Below are 22,199 nucleotides of genomic sequence, written 5' to 3'. Positions count from 1 at the left end.
ATCGTTGTTCTAAACAAAAAATGCCAGAGCCAAGCTCCAGCACTTACTAATTTTTTTGATGTTATTTGGTCGACTGACGTTTTTTGATGCCGTGATTAAGCACAATCTCTTTTTCTTCCAGTTCTTCCTTGTTCATGATTTTGGTCAACATACGCATGGCAACAGCACCCAAATCATAAATCGGCTGGCTAATTGACGTCAAGTTAGGACGAGTGTAATTAACAACTGTTGAATCATTACTTGTGATAATTTCAAAATCTTCAGGAACATGTTTACCAGCTGCGAAAAGACCATTCAACAGACCTGCAGCCAATTCATCCTCGGCAACATAAGCTGCAGTTGCCCCTGAGTTAATCAAGCGCTGTGCCAGTGCAAAGCCATCTTCGTAGCGGTATTTGGCTTCAAATACTAGACCCTCGTTAAAGGTTAGCTTATTCTTTTTAAGACCCTCCTTATAGCCAGTCAAACGCACTTTGCCATTAATATCATCAATCAGAGGACCTGACACAAAGGCAATCTTATCATGATTTGCCGCCAGCATATCCAACACATCCATCACCGCTTCCCTATAGTCGATATTGACACTTGGTAACTGATGCTCCAAATCAACTGTCCCTGCCAATACAATAGGCGTCCGTGAACGTGAGAACTCTGAACGAATCTTATCCGTTAAATGGTGACCCATAAAAATAATCCCATCAACTTGTTTAGCAAACAAGGTGTTGACCACGTCAATTTCCTTATCTTGGTCTTCGTCGCTTGAGGTCAGCACGATGTTGTATTTGTACATGGCAGCGATGTCATCAATCCCTTTTGCCAAAGTCGCAAAGTAACTATTGGCAATATTTGGGACAACAACCCCGACTGTTGTCGTTTTTTTGCTGGCTAATCCACGGGCAACGGCATTTGGACGATAGTCCAGACGCTCAATAACACTGAGCACTCGTTGACGGGTGTTTTCTTTGACATTTTTATTGCCGTTAACCACACGGCTAACAGTCGCCATGGATACTCCCGCTTCTCGCGCCACGTCATAGATGGTAATGGTATCATCTGTAGGCATAAATTTTCCTCTCTTTCTGAAAATGTCGTTTTCACTCTTATTCTACCACTTTATGGAAACACTTTCAAGCATAAATATAATTTTTTTGAAAAAAGCTATTGCTTAATCCTTTTTCTGCGATGTGGCAATGAAATATCTGCCCTTTTCATATCACTAAAACTTTAACATCAAGCCCAGCCTTTCTTACTTAGGTAACGATAACTGTCTAAAAAGACTGACCAATAGCCATCAACTTAACTCTAAGCGAGAAGCAAACGACTGCTACACCAGTAAAACAATGGGAACTATTCTCATAAAACCGTTGCTTTTACGACTGCACCAAGAAACAGACACCGATTGATAATCAGGTGCCTGTTTCTAGTGATGTAACGAATAAATAAAGTTCCCCCTACAATCCCAATCGCTCAAAAATGTCATCGACCCGCTTGGTGTAGTAGGCTGGGTTAAAGAGTTCGTCAATCTCGTCTTGGGTGAGTTTTTCGGTGACTTTCTCGTCAGCTTCCAAGAGCGGTTTGAAGTCCACTTGGTTATCCCATGAGTAGGCTGTTTTTGGCTGTACCAAGTCGTAAGCCTCCTCACGCGTCATGCCCTTTTCAATGAGTTTCAACATGACACGTTGGCTATAAATCAAGCCAAAAGTAGAGTTCATGTTGCGAATCATGTTTTCTGGGAAGACCGTCAAATTCTTGACGATATTGCCAAAACGGTTGAGCATGTAGTTGATAAGAATGGTCGTGTCTGGCGTGATAATCCGCTCCGCTGATGAGTGCGAGATATCGCGCTCGTGCCAGAGCGCCACGTTCTCATAAGCCGTGACCATGTGCCCACGAATGACACGCGCAAGCCCTGTCATGTTTTCTGAACCGATGGGGTTGCGTTTGTGAGGCATAGCAGAGCTACCTTTTTGACCCTTGGCAAAGAACTCTTCGACTTCACGTTGCTCCGATTTTTGCAGACCACGGATCTCCGTTGCCATGCGTTCAATCGATGTCGCGATGCCAGCCAGCACTGCAAAGTATTCGGCATGGAGGTCACGAGGTAACACCTGCGTTGAAATTTCTTGCGGGCGGATGCCTAATTTGCCACAAACATATTCTTCGACGAAAGGAGGAATGTTAGCAAAGTTTCCAACAGCACCAGAGATTTTTCCAGCTTCAACACCAGCTGCTGCGCGCTCGAAACGTTCTTGGTTGCGCTTCATTTCGCTGTACCAAGTTGCGAGTTTGAGACCGAAGGTCGTTGGCTCCGCATGCACCCCGTGGGTACGCCCCATCATGATGGTCATCTTGTGCTCACGCGCCTTCTCAGCCACGATATTGGTAAAGGTTTCAAGGTTCCGACGGATAATGTCGTTGGCCTGCTTGTAGAGGTAACCGTAAGCCGTATCAACTACATCCGTCGAGGTCAGCCCATAGTGCACCCACTTGCGCTCCTCGCCCAAGCTCTCTGACACCGCACGGGTGAAGGCCACCACATCGTGACGAGTCTCCTCTTCGATTTCTAAAATACGGTCGATATCAAAGCTCGCATTGGCACGAATCTTCGCCACATCTTCCTTGGGAATCTCACCCAACTCAGCCCATGCTTCGCTAGCGAGGATTTCCACCTCCAGCCAAGCACGGTACTTGTTCTCTTCACTCCAAATGTTCGCCATCTCAGGGCGGGAATAACGTGTTAGCATTTTGTTTGGCTCCTTTATTTCATTTTATAGATTCCAATTTGATTTAAAACATATTCATTTTTCATTTTATCAAAAGGAATTACCCAATCTTCAAATCTTCCCATAAGATTAATTTCAATATTCAAACCATTAGGAGGAATGAAATTATAGTTTAGGTAACTTTGTAAAGCATCATTTCTCCCCCGTTTTACAGATTGTCCTACTTGATTATTAGATATGTTATTTTGAATAACATTTAGAAATAAAAAGAAAATTTCTAATTCATCCGAAATGATAACATTTTTATTAAGTCCCTCTTTATGCCTTATCATTAAGTACAGATACAGTTGTATCATAATCTTGAACGAATATTCAGAATGCGGATCTTGCTTTCTACACAGAATGGCAACATTCATCAGTCTGTTTAAATTATAAATTGAATAGTACGTATTATAGTACCCCACTATATAATTCAAAATATCATCAATATCTTCAATCAGGCATATATCAATCTTGATATCCTCTAAACTTTTAGTACGAATCTCTTCTCTTAGATTTTTTCCTATAAAATTTTGAATCCGATTACTAACACTTCTAAATGATGATTTTACCAGTTCATAAAATTTATTATTTTTCAATTTATATTCCAAAACTCTCCCACACTATCCACATCTTCCCTTAGCACCACCACATGTCCCATTTTGCGGTTGTGCTTTGCTTCTATTTTACCATAGAGGTGGAGGTGGGCGCTAGGGTTTTCTGCAACATAGCTTCTAGCTTGTTCTATGTGTTGGCCGAGGACATTGAGCATGACGGCTGGGGCATGGAGTCTGATAGTTGGCAAAGGTTGACCGAGTACGCCCAAGATATGGGTGTCAAACTGTGAAAAATCACAGGCTTCGATAGAATAATGCCCTGAGTTGTGGGGGCGTGGGGCGATTTCATTGACTAGAATCTCGTCTCCTGCCACAAACATTTCCACACAGAGGGTGCCGAACAAGTTGAGCTGCTCTGCGATTTTGACTGCCATAGCCTGCGCTTCAGCGCTCAAGTCGTCTGAAATACGGGCTGGGACGATGGTTTTTGACAGGATATTGTCGCGGTGGATATTTTCCTGAACAGGAAAGACGGTGACATCTCTGCCATTGCCAGATACGATGACCGAGATTTCCAAGTCAAAATTGACGAACTCCTCCAGGACGCACTCGGCAGAGTTAGCCAGCTTGTTGGCTGCTTCAAGGTCGGCGCGAGAGCGAATGACGACCTGACCGTGTCCATCATAGCCACCCGTGGCAGTTTTGAGGACATAGGTTTTTGAGAAGTCAAGATTTTCCAAATCAAGGCTAGAGGTCACAACCTTGTAAGGTGCCACGGTCACGCCGGTCTTATTGGCCAAGAAATCTTTTTCAAAAATGCGATTTTGAGAAATACGAAGAAGGTCAGTCCCCTGCGGAAGTTGACCTTCTGTTATCACGGCGTCTAACGCATCCGCATCAACATTTTCAAACTCATAGGTCAAGACATCACAGCGCTCTGCCAGTTGGCGAAGAGCCTCTACATCGCTGTAAGGTGCCACAATCACCTCACTCACGCGCGAAGCTGGGCAATCCGCCGCTGGGTCTAGCGTAATGACCTTGTGTCCCATATAGATAGCGGAAATAGCCATCATCTGACCCAGTTGACCGCCTCCGATAATCCCGATAGTTTTAGTTGAGTTCATCGCTCATGGCCTCTGCGAGATTCCTTTGTTCAATAGCAAAGCTGGCTAGTTGGTCTGCGATACCGCTGTCTTCAATGGAGAGGATACGGAGAGCAGTCAAAGCCGCATTGGTTCCTCCCGCTTCTCCTATTGCCATGGTTGCCACAGGCACACCTGCGGGCATCTGAACCATGGAATAGAGGGAATCGAGACCACTGAGGGCACGAGACTTAACAGGCACACCGATAACAGGCAGAGTTGTCTTGGCGGCGACCATGCCAGGTAAGTGAGCTGCCCCCCCAGCACCTGCAATGATGACTTTGATACCACGACCGCGTGCTTCCTCTGCGTGCTTAAACATAAGGTCTGGGGTACGGTGGGCAGAGACGACTTTTTTCTCGTAGGGGACATTGAATTGATCGAGGATTTCAGCAGTTTTTTGCATAGTCGCCCAGTCGGAGCTGGAGCCCATGATAATGGAAATGATTGGTTTCATATTAATGTTCCTTTTTTCTTTTGGTACTTTTCTGAGGTGGTGCGGACGGCAGCGAACCTTTGGTTCCATGCCTAAGTTTTGAGCCTGAGGTCTCAAAACTTCCGAGATGAACAATCACCTGATTGTTCATCTTATTACCACAGCGAAAAGTACCGCTTAGAGCGACCTATGGTCGCTAAGTACTATCGCTTATTTAATGCTTTACTTCCGATGTCTGTTCGATAAAAGAGCCCCTCAGTGTTTTGGTTTGCCAGCTCAGCATAGATTTTTTCCTGCGCTGCTGGGACGGTATCAGCTGTGCTGACTAGCATATAGACGCGTCCGCCGTTGGATAGTAGAGCCCTGCTATTGTCATCAAACTTAGCGCCTGCATAGTAGGTGATAATGTCGCCATTCGTCTTTTCTGGTAGTGGAACACCTTTTTCATAGTCAAGCGGGTAGCCATTAGAAGCGACGACAACGCCAAGGGTTACGCCACCCTCACGCCAAGTGATGGTTGGCTCTTTCTTGTCCAAGATGTCGCTGATGTTTTGGGCAAAATCCGAGGTCAGCCGGGGCAGGATAATCTGGGTCTCGGGATCCCCAAAGCGGGCGTTGAATTCGATGACCTTAGGTCCATCGGTAGTCAAAATCAGACCACAGTAAAGAACGCCAAGATAGGGACGTCCTTCTGCCATCATACCTGCTAGAAGGGGCTTGATGATGGTCTCCACCGACTGTTCAATGACGGACTGAGGCAGGTGGGTAACCGGTGCATAAGCCCCCATGCCACCTGTGTTGGGTCCTGTATCTCCATCGTGAGCCCGCTTATGATCTTGAGCAGTTGGCATGAGGGAGAACTCCTCGCCGTTGACAAAGGCAAAGAGGGAAAACTCCTCGCCATCTAGGAATTCTTCAATGACCACACGTGCACCGGAGTCACCAAATTTATTGTCCAAAAGCATCTCACGCGCCGCCTCGACCGCCTGCTCAATCGTCTCTGCCACGACCACTCCCTTGCCCAGTGCCAGTCCATCTGCCTTAACCACGATAGGGGCGCCCTGTTTTTCGATATAAGCCTTGGCCTCCTCAAAGTCGGCAACGGTACTATAGGCGGCTGTTGGGATGCCGTACTTGGTCATGATAGACTTAGCAAAGTCCTTGGACCACTCCAGCTCTGCTGCTAGACGCGATGCCCCAAAAGCTTTGAGACCTGCTGATTCAAAATCATCCACAATACCCGCCGCCAGTGCATCATCAGGCCCGACAAAGGTCCAAGCGATGTTATTTTTCTTGGCAAAATCAATCAGGGCATAATGTTCGGAAATTCCGAGATTGATCAGTTGTAACCCATCTAGGGTCATGCCATCATTACCTGGCGCAACATAGACCATGTCCACCTGTGGCGATTCTAAAAGTTTCTTAGCAATCGCATGCTCACGTCCGCCAGAACCGATAACCAACAGCTTCATCATTTCTCCTCATTTTTTAAAAAATAGTCAAGTTGTTCGAAAACACACAAGCAAATGCTGTGTGCCTCTCTTAATGCCTAAAATGTCTAATACCCGTAAACACCATTGCGATGCCATGTTTATTGGCGGCGTCAATCGAGTCTTGGTCACGAACGGAGCCACCTGGTTGGATGATGGCCTTGATGCCTGCGGCGGCAATTTCTTCGATATTGTCCGCAAATGGGAAGAAGGCATCTGAAGCAAGGACTGCACTGTCAAGACGGTCTTTAGACTGCTCAATGGCAATGCGAACTGACGCCACACGATTGGTCTGACCAGGTCCGACACCCAGAGTCATGTGGTCGTTGGTGATGATAATCCCATTGGACTTGACATACTTGATGGCCTTCCAAGCAAAGGCTAGAGCCACACGCTCCTGCTCGCTCGGTTGACGCTCGGTCACCACCTGCCAGTCAGCTGGATTTTCCTTGATGACATCTTGGTTTTGCACCAGCATACCGCCGACCACGCCTGTGTATTCAGGCTCGGCTTCGCTGGCATCTTGGGCATCAAAAGGCAGTTCCAGCACGCGCAGATTGGCTTTTTTCTGGAAAATGGCTAGCGCTTCTGCCGAATAGCTAGGAGCGATGATGATTTCTAAGAAAATCGGATGCATCTTCTCCGCTGTCTTCGCATCAACTTCGCGGTTGAGAACAACAATCCCACCAAAGATAGAAACTGGGTCTGCCTCATAACAGTAATCCCAAGCTGTCTCAATATCATCTGCTTGACCGATACCGCAAGGGTTCATGTGCTTGAGAGCAACCACAGTCGGCTGATCCTTGAAATCACGGATAATGCGGATAGCCGCATCGGCATCGCGGATATTATTGAAGGAAAGCTCCTTACCGTTGAGTTGCTTGGCTGACGCGATAGAATACTCTGTCGGAATCGCTGACTGGTAAAAATCTGCAGCCTGTTGAGGATTTTCCCCGTAGCGCATTGGCTGTTTGAGGTCATAAGTGATGGTTAGCTTTTCAGGTTTGGTTTCGCCAACTTGTGCTGTGAAATAGTCCGCAATCAAGGCATCGTAGGCTGCTGTGTGACGGTAAACCTTGGCTGCCAAACGTTGACGGGTCGCATAGGTTGTCTTGCCATCAGCCTTGAGCTCATCCAACACTACCGTATAGTCTGCTGGATCCACAACAACCGTCACGCTGGCGTGATTTTTGGCTGCAGAGCGAAGCATGGATGGGCCACCGATATCAATATTTTCCACCGCCAAATCATAGGTCACGTCTGGGCGCAGAATGGTCCCCTTGAAGGGATAGAGGTTAACTACAACAAGGTCAATCAGACCAATCTCATGCTGGTTGGCTGCCTCCAAATGGCTGTCCAAATCACGACGAGCGAGGAGCCCACCGTGGATTTTTGGATGGAGAGTTTTGACACGACCGTCCATCATTTCAGGGAAGCCTGTCACATCGTCGATGGCAATAGTTGCTACCCCTGCATTATCAAGGGCTGTTTTCGTCCCGCCAGTTGAGATAATCTCCCAACCTTGGGCTGTCAATGCTTGGGCAAACTCGATAATGCCTGCTTTGTCTGATACGCTAATTAAAGCACGTTTAGTCATGGGGTCTCCTTATTTTCTGTTGTATATTCTCTAATGTCAGGCGCCTTATAAGTAGTGATAAAAGCCTCAATCTCTTCTAGATTATCCGAAAAAAGGATTTTGTCTCGATCTGTCTGACTGAGGAAACCTTCCGCTACCATGTGGTCGTACATGGCCTTTAAAGGGTTAAAATAGCCTGTGACATTGTACAAAATACAAGGCCCATCATTTTGGCCAATCCGTGACCATGAGATAACTTCTGTAATTTCTTCTAACGTCCCTGGCCCACCAGGCAGGGCTATAAAAGCATCACCTAAAGCAATCATCTTAGCCTTGCGACTAGGCATATCAGGAACCACAATGAGCTCTGTAAGGTTTGGATGGGCAATTTCACGTTTTTGGAGAAAGGATGGCATGACACCAATCACCTGTCCGCCATTTGTCAAAATCCTGTCGGCCAAAAAGCCCATCAAGCCAACATTACCACCACCATAAACCAGTCGGTGACCTTTGTCAGTCAACCAGTCAGCCAAGGCAACGGTCTTCTTCTGGTAGATGGGACTATCACCACTACTGGCTCCGCAATAAACTGTGATATTCATTCTTTAAATCTCTCTTCTAGTTTTTCTTTATGGGATTGCATGATATCTTCCAAAGACATCTGGTACTTATCCGCTAGAATGAAAATATTATCCAATACATCACCCAATTCTTCCTTGATGTCTGCAAGGTTCTCCTGGTCGCTTTGAATACTTTCATCTGGTCTATCTCGTCCAATTTCACGTTTGCGAATAGCCTGAGCCAACTCACCGACTTCCTCCGTCAAAAAATTGCAGCGAACAAAAGAGTCATATTCGTACCATCCTCGTTTTTTATAAAAAGCACTAACCCATTCTTGATAAATTTTTAAATCCATACAATTTTCCCATTCTATCTCATAAGCTCTATATTCATGTGAAAATTCATACCCTAATTTCTCTGCTAACTCCAAGGAAACCTTGGTATGGGCGTCCCAACTAGGATAAAGCCCTCTGTCTAAACAGATTAATATTAGTTTAGCCGCGACAGCTTTTGCCAGACCCTTTCGCCTAAAACCAGGGTGAGTGTCTATCTCGATTTCAATCCCATTTTTATAAGTTGAGTAAGACGAAGCACCAGCTACCACCTTTCCTTGATAAAGGGCAACAACACCTAGTCCAAGTTGAGCGTAGTGTTGGTCATCATCATAGTTAGCAACCAAATCTTGCGACCATTCTTCAGCCAAACAAGTTTTATATAACTGTTCATCAATCAACTGCAAGTCAAACTCCACTGGCAAACCAGCCACAATTTTTTCTAACTTGTTACGGTCAAATCTGCTATCTTTCTTAGTCGCATAGCGAGTGAAAGCATGCGCTTTTGATCCATACGTTGCTTCTATCAGATCCGACCAACCTTGATGTTGTGGTACAAGAATAATGTCCTTCCCAGAACAAGATTCAATCAGTCCAAGACAAGGTTTACCCGCTAAAAAACCAAAAGAAGTTTGTCTTCCTAGTTTCGCCAAGGCCGATTGGGGATTGTCAGAGTTATCAACCCAGATCTCTCCCATCACTCCCTGCAAACAAGACCAGATGATAGTTTCTTGCCAATCTTGAAATAGAGGAGTGGCTACTGATAAATCTTTTAATCTTTTCATAAGGTGATTGTAACAGATTATCTTATTTCTTTACAACTCCCAACTCTCTCAACACCTCCGGATACAAAGCATACTCCGCCTCGTGTATCCGTGCTTCAAATGTTTCTAAAGTGTCTTCTGGCAAGCGTGGGACGCGGACTTGCTTGATGATTTGACCAGTATCCACACCAGCGTCCACCCAGTGAACCGTCACGCCACTCTCAGCCACGCTAGCCTCCCAAGCGTCCCTAATCCCGTGCGCTCCTGGAAATTCAGGCAGGTAAGCAGGGTGGATATTGATGATGCGACCTTCATAGGTAGAAAGCAAGGTCTCGCCAACAATTTTCATATAGCCAGCCAGAACAACCAAGTCAATCTGGTGCTGGTCCAACAGATCCACAATAGCTTCTTCGTAAGCAACCTTGTTTTCAAATTCTGTGAGTTCAAAGGTATAGCTGGTCACACCCAAATTTTGAGCACGTTCCAACACATAGGCTCCCCGTTTATCTGAGAATAGGAACGCAACTGGAAACTCCTCAGCAATGACCTGAAAGTTGGAGCCGTTGCCAGAGGCAAACACGGCAATCTTCTTGGTCATGAGGCAATCACCACGCTCTTATCCGTTTTTTCGATAATCCTGCCGATGTCATAGACCTCTTCGTCAACCAGTTCTCTGACTGTCGCAACCTTTTCTGGGGAAACTGCCAAAACCAGGCCAATCCCCATATTAAAGATTTCAAACATTTCCTCGTGTTTGATGTCCCCATATTTTTCAAGCGCCTTGAAAATCGGTAGAACTGGGATAGCAACCTCATCAATCTCTGCTGCCAAGTTGTCAGCAAACATGCGAGGCACATTTTCGATAAAGCCGCCTCCTGTGATGTGGGCAATGCCGTTGACTAGTCCTGCTTTGATAAGAGGAAACACCTCCTTGACATAGATACGAGTTGGCTCAAGGAGAACATCCTTGAGTGTTTTGCCTTCCAATTCTGGCAGGACTTCTTCACCTGTATAGTCCGCAAAGACCTTGCGCACTAGTGAATAGCCATTGGAATGGACACCGCTTGAAGCCAGTCCCAAGAGGACATCACCTGCCTGAACTTTTGAACCGTCAAGGATTTGTGACTTCTCAGCAATCCCCACAGCAAAGCCAGCCAAGTCGTAATCGTCCTCACCATACATGCCAGGCATTTCAGCGGTCTCGCCACCAATGAGGGCACAACCTGCCTGCACACAGCCCTCAGCAACGCCAGCCACAACTTGCTCTAGCTTTTCAGGCACATTCTTTCCAGTCGCGATGTAGTCGAGGAAGTAGAGGGGCTCAGCACCCGCAGCAATAATGTCATTGACACACATGGCGACACAGTCCTGTCCGATAGTATCGTGCTTGTCGTACTGGATAGCGAGCATAAGTTTGGTGCCAACCCCGTCCGTACCAGACACAATCACAGGTTCTTTGACGTCCAGTTGGCTGAGATCAAACATGCCACCAAAGCCACCGAGAACCCCCAGAACGCCCAGACGCTCCGTGCGTGCCACATGCTTCTTAATCCGCTCAACAACCTCGTAGCCAGCTTCTACATCCACACCTGACTGGGCGTAGGCATTTTTGTTTTCGGTCATTTCATTTCTCCTATGTATAGTTTAAAACTATGGTTTATCTATGTCTTTTAATTCCCTAGCAATCTTTAACCATTGATAACTGGCATAAATCCAAACCAGAACACTGACACCATAGGCTATGCCTGCTACTAGATTCTTGTCCATAAATGATACAATCGCAACAAAAGTTAATAACGGAATTAAGATGACACTAATAGCCAAGACCAAGCTATAAATTTTTTTGATTTGCTTTTTTATCACTTCACATTCTCAATATAAAAACTAGTTTTTTCAGCTAAGCTACGCTTGTACTCTTCATCGTAATCGTAGAGCGGTGTCGGATAGTCCCCATCAAAGTAAGCGACACAGAGCCCGCCATTGGGAGCTTGGGTGTCAATCCCAATAGAGGCTATCAGCCCGTCCAGAGACAGATAAGTCAAGGTATCCGCACCGATAATTTCACAGACTTCCTCAACTGTGTGATTAGCAGAAATGAGCTCCCTACGACTTTGAATGTCAATGCCATAAAAACAAGGATACTTGAGCTCTGGACTAGCGATTGCCACATGCACCTCGGCCGCTCCTGCTTCCTTGAGCAGGCTCACAATCCTTCGACTGGTCGTCCCTCGCACAATAGAGTCGTCCACCATGACCACTCTCTTGCCCTTGACCACGCTAGACACAGCAGACAGCTTCATCCGCACACCCTGCTCTCGTAGCTCCTGAGTTGGCTGGATAAAAGTTCGCTGGACGTACTGGTTTTTGATGAGTCCCATTTCGTTTGGCATACCTGATTCTTCAGCAAAGCCCATGGCTGCGCTGAGAGATGAGTTCGGCACACCAACTACAATATCCGCTTGATGGGAGAATTCCCTCGCCAGCTGACGCCCCATGTTTTTGCGAGCCGTGTGGACATTGACCCCGTGAATCACACTATCAGGGCGAGCAAAGTAGACATACTCCATAGAGCAAATCGCCAGCTGACGCTCTGTCGTGTAGGTATCAATGTGCATCCCCTCATCATCAAACACCACGATTTCCCCAGGCTGCATGTCTCGTACCCACTTGGCACCGATAACCTCAAAAGCACAGGTTTCAGAAGATACCACCCAAGCCCCATTAGTCATCTGGCCGACAGACAGGGGGCGAAAACCATTGGGATCAAGAGCCGCAACCAGCTTGTGCTCCAAGAGGAGCAAGTAGGCAAAGCCACCCTTGACCGTATTAAGGGCTTCCTTAATCTTGTCCATCAGATTGGCTTGCTGACTACGACGAATCAGGTGCATGAGAATCTCCGTATCTGATGTACTGGCAAAAATCGCACCATAATGTTCCAACTCTTTTCTCAGAGAAACAGCATTGGTCAGATTACCATTATGAGCCAGACCTGCCTTCATATCTGAAAATCGGAAATGAAAGGGTTGGATATTATTGATAGAGCTAGCACCAGACGTCGCATAGCGCAAGTGACCAATCGCGGCTTGACCGACCAGTTTGTCCAGATTCTCCTGCTTCTTAAAGACCTCTGCCAACAACCCTAGACCGTGATGGCGTTTGAATTTGCCTCTGTCATTAGCCAGAATACCTGCCCCTTCTTGACCACGGTGTTGGAGGCTATGGAGGCCGTAATAAGTCACTTGAGCCGCTTGAGGATGTCCCCAAATGCCAAAGACACCGCATTCTTCATTGAGAGATTTGACTTCGTAAACCATGATTTTTCCTTTTTATTTCATGCAAACTCACTGTTGCTTGCTACTTCCCTGTAAAATACTTCACAGCACTTTCAAACAGTTTCTGATCTTTGTTGCCCGGCACGTTCTGGAAAAGACCATCTTCAATCCGCTCAGAGTGGCCCATCTTACCGATAATCTGCCCATTTTCGCTCGTCAAACCCTCGATAGCGTAATGAGAGCCGTTGGGATTATAGCGACTATCCATGCTAGGATTGCCCTCATCATTGACATACTGACTGAAAATCTGTCCCTTGTCTCTCAATCGTTCAAATTCTTCAGCGGTGACGACAAATTTGCCCTCCCCATGAGAAACAGGTATCGTATGAACATCTCCAACAGATAGACCTGCTAGCCACGGCGAATTGGTATTGGCAATCCGTGTCCGCACCATCTTGGCCACATGCTGGTTAGCATCATTGTAAAAGAGAGTTGGACTGGTCTCGCTCAAGTCTTCAAAATTGCCGTAAGGCAAGAGACCTGATTTGACCAGGGCTTGGAAACCGTTGCAGATACCGATGATGATCCCTCCTCGCTCAATAAAGCGGTCAATGGCAGCTCGTACACGTTCTTGTCGCAATATAGCCACAATAAACTTGGCAGAACCGTCTGGCTCATCCGCTGCCGAGAACCCCCCTGCGAAAAATAGGATATGGGCCTTGTCAAGATTACCCACCATGGTGTCAACCGACTGGGCAACTGCCTGATCATCCAAGGTCACAAAAGGCACTAGCCGTACCTCAGCTCCTGCCTGCTCAAAGGCCTTAGCCGAGTCGTATTCCGAGTTGGTTCCTGGGAAAACTGGGATGTAAACCAGTGGTTTCTCCACTTGTTTTTCCGCTCTTTTGACAAATGGCAGAGCAACTGTTGGGACATCTTCCAGCACATCGGACTGGGTAAATCTTGTTGGATAGACATCTTCTAAAGTCCCTTCATAGGCTGCCAAGAGCTTGTCACCAGATACTGCTCTGCCATTGACCATGAGGGTAAAATCAGCAAGCGTCTGACCGATTGGCTCCAAACCAGCAATTTCTGTCGCAGAAGTGAAGACGAAGCCACCCAGTTGACCTGTCAAGCTGGTTGACAAATCTGTCAAGTCGACCTGTGCACCGATGCCATTACCAAACATCATGAGGGCTAAGCTCTCCAGCAAACCACCATACTTAACCGCGGAAATCGCAGTGAGTTGATATTGCTCTTGCAAAGCAGACAAGGTTGTCAGATGACGCCGAACCTGCTCAAAGTCGACCTCGGCAGACAAGCTCACTCCTGGCAGATAGTAAATGTACTGACCTGCCTCCTTAAACTCTGGCGAATAGACACGGCGACTATCCGCTGTTGTCACCCCAAAAGCTACCAAAGTTGGCGGTACTGTCAGGTCTTCAAAGGTGCCAGACATAGAATCTTTGCCTCCAATAGCTGGCAAACCTAGCTGGCTCTGAGCCTCAATCGCCCCCAGCAGAGCTGCTACAGGGTGCCCAAATCGTTCAGGGATCCGATCCATCCGCTCAAAATATTCCTGATAAGAGAAGCGAGCTTTACTCCAATTAGCACCAGTCGCTGCCAAACGAGCAGTCGCTTCGATAATCGCGTAAACCGCACCATGATAAGGAGACCATGACGCCAAATAAGGATTGTAACCAGCAGCCATGACAGATGCTGTCGTCGTCACTCCCTTTTGAACAGGGAGTTTTTGCACTGAGCTTTCAGCTGGAGTCAGCTGGTGATGTCCACCAAGTGGATGCAAGACCGTTGACCGTCCGACCGAACTGTCAAACAAGGTCTGCAAACCTTTTTGACTAGCATGGTTGAGGTCAGACAAGACTGCCTGCAAATCCTGCTCAAGACTAGCTAAATCTGTCGTTCTCTGGTAAGGTTGCTCGACCTGACAATCAACAACTTTGGTGCTGACCTGAGCACGCACCCCGTTAGTATCCAAAAAACGTCGCTCAATATCCACAATGGTTTGACCATTCCAAGTCATGACTAGATGTGGTTTTTCTGTCACGGTCGCAACAGCAACCGCATGGATATTCTCCATCGCACAGGCTGAAATAAAGGTATCCGCATCAGTCGGACGAACCACTACTGCCATCCGCTCCTGACTTTCTGAGATGGCAATTTCAGTGCCATTTAGGCCCGCATACTTGAGCGGCACCTTATCGAGGTCAATGCTCACCCCATCTGCCAACTCACCGATAGCGACACAGACCCCACCAGCACCAAAATCATTGGACTTCTTAATCAGACGGGTAACATTCTCATTGCGGAAAAGGCGCTGGATTTTGCGTTCTTCGATGGCATTCCCTTTTTGGACTTCCGCACCAGCCGCCTCAATAGATGCCACGGTCTGTACCTTAGACGACCCTGTTGCTCCGCCGATGCCATCACGACCAGTCTTGCCACCAAGAAGAATCACGACATCACCTGCTTCTGGTTTCTCACGCACCACATTTTCCTTAGGAGCAGCACCGACGACCGCACCCAGCTCCATCCGTTTGGCAACAAAGCCTGGGTGGAAATATTCCTTGACATAAGTTGTTGCAAGACCAATTTGGTTACCATAAGAGGAATAGCCTTGTGCAGCGGTTTTTGAGATGACCTGCTGGGGCAACTTGCCTGCTCGAGTGGCTGAAAGAGGTGCTGTAATGTCTCCAGCGCCCGAAAGCCGCATCGCTTGATAGACATAGGAACGACCTGATAAGGGGTCTCGAATCGCACCACCGATACAGGTCGCAGCTCCACCAAAAGGCTCGATTTCTGTTGGGTGGTTATGGGTCTCATTCTTAAACATGAGAAGCCACGGTTCTTTGATACCGTTAATCTCAACGTCAATTTCTACCGAGCAAGCATTGATTTCGTCCGAAACCTCAAGGTCATCCAAGCGCCCATTGGCTCTTTCATAGCGCCCAAAAATCGTCGCCATGTCCATCAGGGTGATAGGCTTATCCTCACGCCCTAGTTCCGCCCTCATCGCCAGATACTTGTCATAGGTCTCTTGGAGATTTTTAGAAAAAGCTGACGCGGAAAAATCAATACCCACTAACTCCGTTTCAAAGGTGGTATGACGACAGTGATCAGACCAGTAGGTATCCAGCACCTTGAGCTCTGTCTCTGTCGGTACCCGACCGATGGACTTGAAATAGTCTTGAATAAAGAGCAAATCCGCCACTTCCATGGCAAGCCCAGCCTCTGCCTTATAATTTGCAAAATCTGCCTCGCTCGCTGTCTCAAAAAAAGTCAGATAGGGAATCCGATCCTGAACAACAGCCTCCTCTTCGGTTATCAAACCTACCGTCAAATTCTTGATTCGTGAGTCAATCGGATTGAGCAGATAGCTGGTCACCGATGCCAAATCAGCATCTGATAGATCCGGGTTAAAGAGGTAGAGTTGAGCAGATTTGACCCTCACCTGTTGATCCGCTCCCAGAAGCTGCAAGGCTTCCTGAGCAGACGCCGCCCGTTGGTCAAATTGCCCTGGTAAAGCTTCGATTGCCACACTGCGATAAGCTGATAAATGGAGGTCATCACTAGTTAAGAGCTTATCTGTCACAGGTTCTGAAAAAATCTGTTGCTCTGCTAATGTCATCAGTTCATCAGCCAAACCAAAGACATCATAAACCTGTAACAATCTCAAGCTCGTTAGAGTCTCAAGCCCCAATTGCCGTTGCAAGGTCCCTAGTAAGCTGGTCGCCTTAACTCCGAAAGCACTCTTTTTCTCCACAAAAATCCGCTTGTCCATCTATCCCTCCTTTTCAGCTACTGCCTGCAATCTTTCCAATACCCTGGCATACACTTCCGTCAAAGACCCCAAATTTCTCCGGAAGACATCCTTGTCCAGATGATTCCCTTTCGCATCCCAGAGCCTGCAGTTATCTGGCGAAAACTCATCTGCCAAGAGGATCTTGCCATCCTTATCCTTGCCAAATTCCAGCTTAAAATCCACCAAGGTCAGCCCAATCTCAGCAAACCAGTCCTTCAACAATTCATTGATGCGACGGGTCTCCGACTTGAGATAAGCCACCTCATCACTGGTCGCTAAGCCCAAAAAGGTCACATGCTCATCATTGATAAAGGGATCATCCAAATCATCGTTTTTGTAGTAAAACTCGATAATCGGTGTCTCTAAAACCAGCCCTTCTTTCAATCCAAATCGTTTGGAAAGCGACCCTGCGGTACGATTTCGTAACACAACTTCCAAAGGAATAATTGACACTTTCTTGTTTAATTGTTCGGTTTCTGATAAGCGTTTAATAAAATGAGTCGCTACACCTGCTCGATTTAAACGTTCAAAAATCAGACTAGAAATAAGATTATTAAGCCGTCCTTTACCTGTTATCTCTTCTTTTCTCGCCCCATTAAGCATGGTGGCTTGATCCTTGTAGACAGAGATAATTTGGTCAGGATCATCTGTACCATAAATATCTTTGGCTTTCCCTTGGTATAAAAGTTGAGTCGGCATCTCCAAACCTCGCTAACATTTTTATTCATGTTAACAAAAAATATTTGTTTTTTCAAGGAATTTTATAATTTTTTTATGAGAATAATTTTTTTAAATCCAAAAACCGAACTTTTATCAAAAAAACATCCCCACGGCTACTACCGTGAGGATCTGAGAATACCATCAGAACTTTCAATTAGTCTCCTCTGAAAACATTTGAACAGAGGCTTCAACAACTCCACTCTCCAGCATGTCTCTGGTCTGTTTGATTGTGTAGTAGATCGCGGTGGCATCAGATGAGCCGTGAGCCTTGACAACTGGGGCTTTCAGACCCAAGAGGACGGCGCCGCCAGCTTTTTTATAGTCCATGGCACCTAAAGCCTGTGTCAGGCTTGATTTGAGGAGAAGACCGCCGATTTTAGCCAGCAAGCCACCTGTTTTTACCGCCGATTTGACCTGACTAACAACGGCTTTGCCTGTTCCTTCGATGGCTTTCAGCACTGCATTGCCCGTAAAGCCGTCAGAAATGACCACATCACAGACACCCTCGAGCAGGTCTCTAGCTTCAATATTTCCGATAAAATGAATGGCAGGATCCTTGCTCAACAGGTCATAGGCCGCTAAGCGCAAGGGGTCTCCCTTGGTCGATTCCGTTCCGTTATTGAGCAGACCGACACGAGGTCGTGCGATGCCACGCACCTTTTGGGCGTAGAACGTTCCTAGAACCGCATACTGGTGCAGGTGCTCAGGTTTACTTTCTGCGTTTGCTCCCAAGTCCATCATGTCAAAGCCTTTGCCATCCATGGTTGGCAGGGTGGACATGAGACCTGGACGGTCAATGCCCTTGATGCGCTTGACAATCAGCTGTCCAGTAGCAAGCAAGGCGCCTGTATTCCCTGCTGAGATGACAGCATGAGCTTCCCCAGCCTTGACACTCTTAGCCGCTAAAACCACAGAAGCCTGCTTTTTCTGACGAAGAGCTATCGTCGGCTCATCGCTTGAGTCGATTTTTTCATCCGTGTGGACAATGCTCACGCGCTCTGTCGCTGTAAGGTACTGCTTGATGGCATCCTCCTTACCATATAGCACGACAGATAGGTCGGAGAACTCTGCCAGAGCACGATTAACTCCCTCTACCACAGCTTGAGGAGCATGGTCCCCTCCCATGGCATCAATTGCAATGATGTGTTTTGTCATCAGTCATTTCCTTTCACGTTTTTCTCAATTATAGCAAAAAACAGCTGAAAAATCAGCCGTTTCGGTTTTTCATCACATCTCCCCACTTCTGAAGATCATCGATAAATGTTTTACTCTTGAGCTTGATGCCGACATAATCCTCATAGAGTTGATCGATAAACAGCCGCAGTTTAGCTTTCATCTCAGGACTTAGGGAGATTTTTTGTAAGTCGTCAAAGGAAATGGCCTGAAACCGATTGAGCAGATAAGGCACATTGGGATCGAGATGGCTACGCCGGTCATCCTCATGGTAATGAGCAGGGCAAACAAGACCTGAATACTTGAAGGAAAAATCAAAGGCCTGACCCACTCGGTGACAGAAGATACACTCGTTGAAGTTGAGCTGAACACCCAGTCGATCTAAAAGCTGGATTTCAAAGATATTGGTCAGCACCTCATGATCCATCCCCTCTTCCATCAGCTCTAAGGTCTTGCAAGTAAAGGCAAAAAGCTGACTATCATAGACATTGTCCACAATTGCCGCATCTGCCAGCGCCACGATATAAGTCGCGTGAGCCAGTAGAAAAATATCATCGTTAATCCGCTTAAAGGTCTGAACCGAACGATAGTCCTCGATATAGGAGAGCCCTGTTTCATTGATTTTTAGGATAAAATCTGCCACAGTCAACGGCTGAATAACCGAGGCAAGTTTCGACTGGCTCGCATGACGGACGAAGAACATCCGTTTGCCCAGCTGCTCGGTAAATATCTTGACCAATTTGTCATCTTCACGATAGTTACGATTGTAGAGGATTAGCCCCCTGCTCTCCCTAAGCTCCATACTGGACCATAAATTCTTTGAGCCGCTCCATAGCTACCTGAATAGTCTCCATAGAAGCCGCATAGGAAATCCGCAGGTAGCCTTCACCGTACTGACCAAAAGCCACACCCGGAATCAAGGCAACAGCCTTTTGCTGGGCAAACTCTTGCAAAAACGTGAAAGAATCTTGTCCTTCTTTGACGGGAATTTTAGCGAAGATATAAAAGGCGCCATTTGGACGGATAATCTCAAAATTCATAGCGGTCATCTGCTCGATAATGTAATCACGACGCTTGATGTACTCCGCCTTCATCGGCAGAGCATCGTCTTTGCCTACCGTCAGAGCCGCAATAGCTGCGTACTGGGTTGCCGTGTTGGCAGCTGTCACCAAGTACTGGTGGCTCTTAATCAGCTGCTTGGCAATCGCTTCAGGCGCAAAAATCAAGCCCAGTCGCCAGCCAGTCATGGCATGGGATTTAGACAAGCCATTTATAACCACAGTTTGGTCGCGGAGGTATTCTCCGATAGATACATGGGGCTCATCAGTATAGGTCAGCTCTGAATAGACCTCGTCACTGATGACAAAAATCTCGTACTTGCGCAACACATCCGCCAGAGCCTTAATCTCTTCTCGCGAATACGTTACCCCTGTCGGATTCGTTGGGTAATTAAGGATAACCGCCTTGAGCTTATCCCCCTGCTCAAGGATAGCCGCCTCCAGCATGTCAGGCGTCAGGACAAAGCCGTTGGCCCTGGTATCAATCTCAACAACATCCGCGCCCATGAGGTTGACAATTGGTTCATAGCCAGGGTAAGCAGGTGCTGGCAAAAGCACGGTATCTCCCGCCTCTAAGATGGCTGTCAAGGTCGCTGACAAAGCCTCTGTTGCCCCGATGGTCACGAGAACTTCCTTGTCAGGGGCATAGCTGAGCTGGTACTTGTCACGCACAAAGTCAGCCGCTGCCTGACGTAGCTCTAACAAGCCTGCCATACCTGTGTAATGGCTCTTATTAGCATCGATGGCAGCCTTGGCTGCTTCCTTGATATGGTCGGGCGTGGTAAAGTCCGGTTCCCCCAAGGTTAGACGAACAATCCCAGGAATGCTCGAAATAGATTGGTCAAATTGCCGAATGAGAGAAACCTCAATCCGGTCTAAATTTTTATTAAAACGATTGGACAGTGACATAAAACCTCCTTGTTAGCCGAAGAACAGATCAACTATTCTCCGATTGATAACAACAGAACATCTCCTATCAGTCACAGGAGGGGAACAGCTACAAAGCTGTTAGAACTCCCTTGCAAGGTTTCAGTGATGTGTTGTTCCATTATACCAAAAGAGCTGGGAAGCCCAACTCTTGTTACCTTATTCAGTGATAAACTGTCTCAACAGCCCATTGACAAATTTGCTTGAAGTCGTATCAGAATAGGTCTTGGCAATCTCGATAATCTCGTTAAGAGCGACGCGATCGGGGGTTTCATCAAAATAAATCATCTCGTATAACCCCAAGCGAAGAAGCGTTTTATCAACTAAAGTTAAACGCTCCAAGCTCCACTTTGTCTTGAGCTTGGTTTCAATTTGTGCATCTAGTTCGATCCTATGGGTAGTCACACCTTGAACCAAACTGAGCAAAAAGACTGGCACGTTCACCACATCATCTTCTGCAAAATCCTTATCATGCGTATAGGCGAACTGGCTAGCCGTCACCACATCTCCACCAAATTCTAAACTGAGAAGCGCCTGAAAGGCGCGCTCCCGTAAGTCACGTCTGCTGTCTGTTATTGCCTTAGTCATCCAGAAAATCCTCGTCAAAGAGGGATTTGAGATCTGGTTTAGGTGTCTTATCCGCCACAATCCCCACGACATGTACGTTAACGGCAGAAACATCCAACTCTGCCATGTCATGAATCGTAGCCTTTACAGCTTTTTGGATAGCAATCGAAACGGCTGGAACATTGACCCCATACTCGAGATAAACATAAAGATCAACTGCCAAGCTACCATCTTCTAAACCATCGATATAGACACCGCGACCAAGGCTAGTTTTACTAAAGGTATCCGCCACTTTTTTGTTGTGGAGTGAGTGAACCCCCTCAACTTTGGTTGTTGCAATACCTGTAATGACCTCCAATACACGAGGAGCGATAACAATATCACCAACTGCTACTTGTGTCATCTTTTCGTCCTTTCTGTCTTGGCAATACTGCCAAGCTATGCTCTACTCATTGCCCTAGGCACGAGAAATATAAGTACCCTCAGCTGTGTTAATGATCAATTTCTGACCGATTTCGATAAAGTCTGGGACGTTAACCACCAGACCTGTCTCAAGAGTCGCTGGTTTACCTGAACCTGTCACGGTTGCGCCTTTGATAGATGGCTGTGTGTCAACAACCGTCAATTCAACCGTTGTTGGAACAGTAACACCAATCACTTCTGTTCCAAAGAATTGGATTTTCACTTCAGCATTTTCAAGGATGTATTTAAGCTCTTCTTCGACATTGGCCACTGGGATTTCGTACTGGTCATAAGTCTCTAGGTTCATGAAGAAAGCTGTTCCATCCATCTGGTAGAGGTACTGGGCTGGCACAGACTCGATGATGGCTTGCTCAAACTTTTCATCTGGACGGTAAGTCGTATCAAACGTTGACCCTGAACGCACATCGCGCAATTTCATCCGCATAATGGTGTTGCCTTTACCTGGCTTATGGTGGCTAGCTTCTAACACTCTAATCAACTTGCCATCAGCGGCAACAAAGGTCATGCCCGCACGTAATTTACTTGCTTCAATCATGTGTATTCACCTCTAAAATTC

General features: G+C 46.8%; 21 protein-coding genes and 1 pseudogene. All 22 read right to left on the bottom strand.

The genetic code is table 11. The features are described 5' to 3' along the window. Nucleotides 1–61 precede the first annotated feature (61 nt). On the bottom strand, nt 62–1,063 hold the full coding sequence (gene ccpA, locus ACERC8_RS02650; RefSeq protein ID WP_373658359.1) for a catabolite control protein A: 1,002 nt from the start codon (nt 1,061–1,063) through the stop codon (nt 62–64). 388 nt (nt 1,064–1,451) lie between these two features. Beyond that, complete coding sequence (gene purB / locus ACERC8_RS02645; RefSeq protein ID WP_373658358.1) at nt 1,452–2,744, bottom strand: adenylosuccinate lyase; 1,293 nt, start codon at nt 2,742–2,744, stop codon at nt 1,452–1,454. A 14-nt stretch (nt 2,745–2,758) separates the two neighbouring features. Beyond that, nucleotides 2,759–3,373, bottom strand: coding sequence for a hypothetical protein (locus ACERC8_RS02640; protein ID WP_373658357.1), 615 nt, complete (start codon nt 3,371–3,373; stop codon nt 2,759–2,761). Then, entirely contained in the window at nt 3,358–4,443 is a 1,086-nt protein-coding gene (gene purK, locus ACERC8_RS02635) for a 5-(carboxyamino)imidazole ribonucleotide synthase (protein ID WP_373658356.1), read from the bottom strand. Before purK ends, ACERC8_RS02640 begins: the two co-directional genes overlap by 16 nt. Next, a complete protein-coding gene (purE, locus tag ACERC8_RS02630) occupies nt 4,430–4,918 on the bottom strand; it encodes a 5-(carboxyamino)imidazole ribonucleotide mutase (protein WP_373658355.1) in 489 nt (162 codons plus the stop codon). Before purE ends, purK begins: the two co-directional genes overlap by 14 nt. Before the next feature lie 182 nt (nt 4,919–5,100). Beyond that, on the bottom strand, nt 5,101–6,369 hold the full coding sequence (purD, locus tag ACERC8_RS02625; protein ID WP_373658354.1) for a phosphoribosylamine--glycine ligase: 1,269 nt from the start codon (nt 6,367–6,369) through the stop codon (nt 5,101–5,103). A gap of 70 nt (nt 6,370–6,439) precedes the next feature. Further along, on the bottom strand, nt 6,440–7,984 hold the full coding sequence (purH, locus tag ACERC8_RS02620) for a bifunctional phosphoribosylaminoimidazolecarboxamide formyltransferase/IMP cyclohydrolase (RefSeq protein WP_373658353.1): 1,545 nt from the start codon (nt 7,982–7,984) through the stop codon (nt 6,440–6,442). Beyond that, nucleotides 7,981–8,565 (bottom strand): TIGR00730 family Rossman fold protein, encoded by a 585-nt coding sequence (locus ACERC8_RS02615; protein ID WP_373658352.1) that lies wholly within the window; start codon nt 8,563–8,565, stop codon nt 7,981–7,983. The genes purH and ACERC8_RS02615 overlap by 4 nt, the downstream gene beginning before the upstream one ends. Continuing rightward, on the bottom strand, nt 8,562–8,879 hold the full coding sequence (locus tag ACERC8_RS02610) for a MazG nucleotide pyrophosphohydrolase domain-containing protein (protein ID WP_373658371.1): 318 nt from the start codon (nt 8,877–8,879) through the stop codon (nt 8,562–8,564). Before ACERC8_RS02610 ends, ACERC8_RS02615 begins: the two co-directional genes overlap by 4 nt. 12 nt (nt 8,880–8,891) lie before the next feature. Continuing rightward, nucleotides 8,892–9,641: pseudogene (locus ACERC8_RS02605) on the bottom strand (GNAT family N-acetyltransferase); the annotation flags it as partial. 22 nt (nt 9,642–9,663) lie between these two features. After that, nucleotides 9,664–10,218 (bottom strand): phosphoribosylglycinamide formyltransferase, encoded by a 555-nt coding sequence (gene purN / locus ACERC8_RS02600; protein WP_373658351.1) that lies wholly within the window; start codon nt 10,216–10,218, stop codon nt 9,664–9,666. Next, nucleotides 10,215–11,243, bottom strand: a complete 1,029-nt coding sequence (gene purM / locus ACERC8_RS02595) for a phosphoribosylformylglycinamidine cyclo-ligase (RefSeq protein ID WP_373658350.1) — start codon at nt 11,241–11,243, stop codon at nt 10,215–10,217. The genes purN and purM overlap by 4 nt, the downstream gene beginning before the upstream one ends. A 27-nt stretch (nt 11,244–11,270) precedes the next feature. Beyond that, entirely contained in the window at nt 11,271–11,483 is a 213-nt protein-coding gene (locus ACERC8_RS02590) for a hypothetical protein (protein WP_373658349.1), read from the bottom strand. After that, entirely contained in the window at nt 11,480–12,934 is a 1,455-nt protein-coding gene (purF, locus tag ACERC8_RS02585) for an amidophosphoribosyltransferase (RefSeq protein ID WP_373658348.1), read from the bottom strand. Before purF ends, ACERC8_RS02590 begins: the two co-directional genes overlap by 4 nt. A gap of 40 nt (nt 12,935–12,974) precedes the next feature. Continuing rightward, complete coding sequence (locus ACERC8_RS02580) at nt 12,975–16,694, bottom strand: phosphoribosylformylglycinamidine synthase (RefSeq protein WP_373658347.1); 3,720 nt, start codon at nt 16,692–16,694, stop codon at nt 12,975–12,977. After that, nucleotides 16,695–17,414, bottom strand: coding sequence for a phosphoribosylaminoimidazolesuccinocarboxamide synthase (gene purC, locus ACERC8_RS02575; RefSeq protein WP_373658346.1), 720 nt, complete (start codon nt 17,412–17,414; stop codon nt 16,695–16,697). A gap of 171 nt (nt 17,415–17,585) precedes the next feature. After that, nucleotides 17,586–18,590 (bottom strand): phosphate acyltransferase PlsX, encoded by a 1,005-nt coding sequence (plsX, locus tag ACERC8_RS02570; RefSeq protein ID WP_373658345.1) that lies wholly within the window; start codon nt 18,588–18,590, stop codon nt 17,586–17,588. A 52-nt stretch (nt 18,591–18,642) separates the two neighbouring features. Continuing rightward, entirely contained in the window at nt 18,643–19,410 is a 768-nt protein-coding gene (gene recO, locus ACERC8_RS02565) for a DNA repair protein RecO (protein ID WP_373658344.1), read from the bottom strand. Continuing rightward, nucleotides 19,400–20,575 carry a pyridoxal phosphate-dependent aminotransferase gene (locus ACERC8_RS02560; protein WP_373658343.1) on the bottom strand — a complete coding sequence of 392 codons (1,176 nt, stop codon included), beginning with the start codon at nt 20,573–20,575 and terminating at the stop codon, nt 19,400–19,402. The genes recO and ACERC8_RS02560 overlap by 11 nt, the downstream gene beginning before the upstream one ends. Before the next feature lie 177 nt (nt 20,576–20,752). Next, the gene (gene nusB / locus ACERC8_RS02555; protein WP_373658342.1) at nt 20,753–21,181 is read right to left on the bottom strand and encodes a transcription antitermination factor NusB; all 429 of its coding nucleotides are present in this window, start codon (nt 21,179–21,181) and stop codon (nt 20,753–20,755) included. Beyond that, nucleotides 21,174–21,563 (bottom strand): Asp23/Gls24 family envelope stress response protein, encoded by a 390-nt coding sequence (locus ACERC8_RS02550; protein ID WP_373658341.1) that lies wholly within the window; start codon nt 21,561–21,563, stop codon nt 21,174–21,176. Before ACERC8_RS02550 ends, nusB begins: the two co-directional genes overlap by 8 nt. Before the next feature lie 54 nt (nt 21,564–21,617). Then, the gene (efp, locus tag ACERC8_RS02545; protein ID WP_018368912.1) at nt 21,618–22,178 is read right to left on the bottom strand and encodes an elongation factor P; all 561 of its coding nucleotides are present in this window, start codon (nt 22,176–22,178) and stop codon (nt 21,618–21,620) included. Nucleotides 22,179–22,199: the final 21 nt, after the last annotated feature.

Source organism: Streptococcus sp. E29BA, from assembly GCF_041807805.1.
Classification (GTDB): domain Bacteria; phylum Bacillota; class Bacilli; order Lactobacillales; family Streptococcaceae; genus Streptococcus; species Streptococcus entericus.
The sequence above is the reverse complement of the archived record's forward strand: the minus strand, read 5'-3'. Positions and strand labels throughout refer to the sequence as shown.

Bases quoted from the DNA above. Each gene is read 5' to 3' on its own strand.
- ACERC8_RS02580 (WP_373658347.1), bottom strand. From the start codon at position 16,694: ATGGACAAGCGGATTTTTGTGGAGAAAAAGAGTGCTTTCGGAGTTAAG.
- purE (WP_373658355.1), bottom strand. From the start codon at position 4,918: ATGAAACCAATCATTTCCATTATCATGGGCTCCAGCTCCGACTGGGCG.
- ACERC8_RS02560 (WP_373658343.1), bottom strand. From the start codon at position 20,575: ATGTCACTGTCCAATCGTTTTAATAAAAATTTAGACCGGATTGAGGTT.
- purM (WP_373658350.1), bottom strand. From the start codon at position 11,243: ATGACCGAAAACAAAAATGCCTACGCCCAGTCAGGTGTGGATGTAGAA.
- plsX (WP_373658345.1), bottom strand. From the start codon at position 18,590: ATGACAAAACACATCATTGCAATTGATGCCATGGGAGGGGACCATGCT.
- recO (WP_373658344.1), bottom strand. From the start codon at position 19,410: ATGGAGCTTAGGGAGAGCAGGGGGCTAATCCTCTACAATCGTAACTAT.
- purK (WP_373658356.1), bottom strand. From the start codon at position 4,443: ATGAACTCAACTAAAACTATCGGGATTATCGGAGGCGGTCAACTGGGT.
- nusB (WP_373658342.1), bottom strand. From the start codon at position 21,181: ATGACTAAGGCAATAACAGACAGCAGACGTGACTTACGGGAGCGCGCC.
- ACERC8_RS02615 (WP_373658352.1), bottom strand. From the start codon at position 8,565: ATGAATATCACAGTTTATTGCGGAGCCAGTAGTGGTGATAGTCCCATC.
- ACERC8_RS02550 (WP_373658341.1), bottom strand. From the start codon at position 21,563: ATGACACAAGTAGCAGTTGGTGATATTGTTATCGCTCCTCGTGTATTG.
- purF (WP_373658348.1), bottom strand. From the start codon at position 12,934: ATGGTTTACGAAGTCAAATCTCTCAATGAAGAATGCGGTGTCTTTGGC.
- ACERC8_RS02610 (WP_373658371.1), bottom strand. From the start codon at position 8,879: ATGGATTTAAAAATTTATCAAGAATGGGTTAGTGCTTTTTATAAAAAA.
- purN (WP_373658351.1), bottom strand. From the start codon at position 10,218: ATGACCAAGAAGATTGCCGTGTTTGCCTCTGGCAACGGCTCCAACTTT.
- purH (WP_373658353.1), bottom strand. From the start codon at position 7,984: ATGACTAAACGTGCTTTAATTAGCGTATCAGACAAAGCAGGCATTATC.
- purD (WP_373658354.1), bottom strand. From the start codon at position 6,369: ATGAAGCTGTTGGTTATCGGTTCTGGCGGACGTGAGCATGCGATTGCT.
- efp (WP_018368912.1), bottom strand. From the start codon at position 22,178: ATGATTGAAGCAAGTAAATTACGTGCGGGCATGACCTTTGTTGCCGCT.
- ccpA (WP_373658359.1), bottom strand. From the start codon at position 1,063: ATGCCTACAGATGATACCATTACCATCTATGACGTGGCGCGAGAAGCG.
- purB (WP_373658358.1), bottom strand. From the start codon at position 2,744: ATGCTAACACGTTATTCCCGCCCTGAGATGGCGAACATTTGGAGTGAA.
- purC (WP_373658346.1), bottom strand. From the start codon at position 17,414: ATGCCGACTCAACTTTTATACCAAGGGAAAGCCAAAGATATTTATGGT.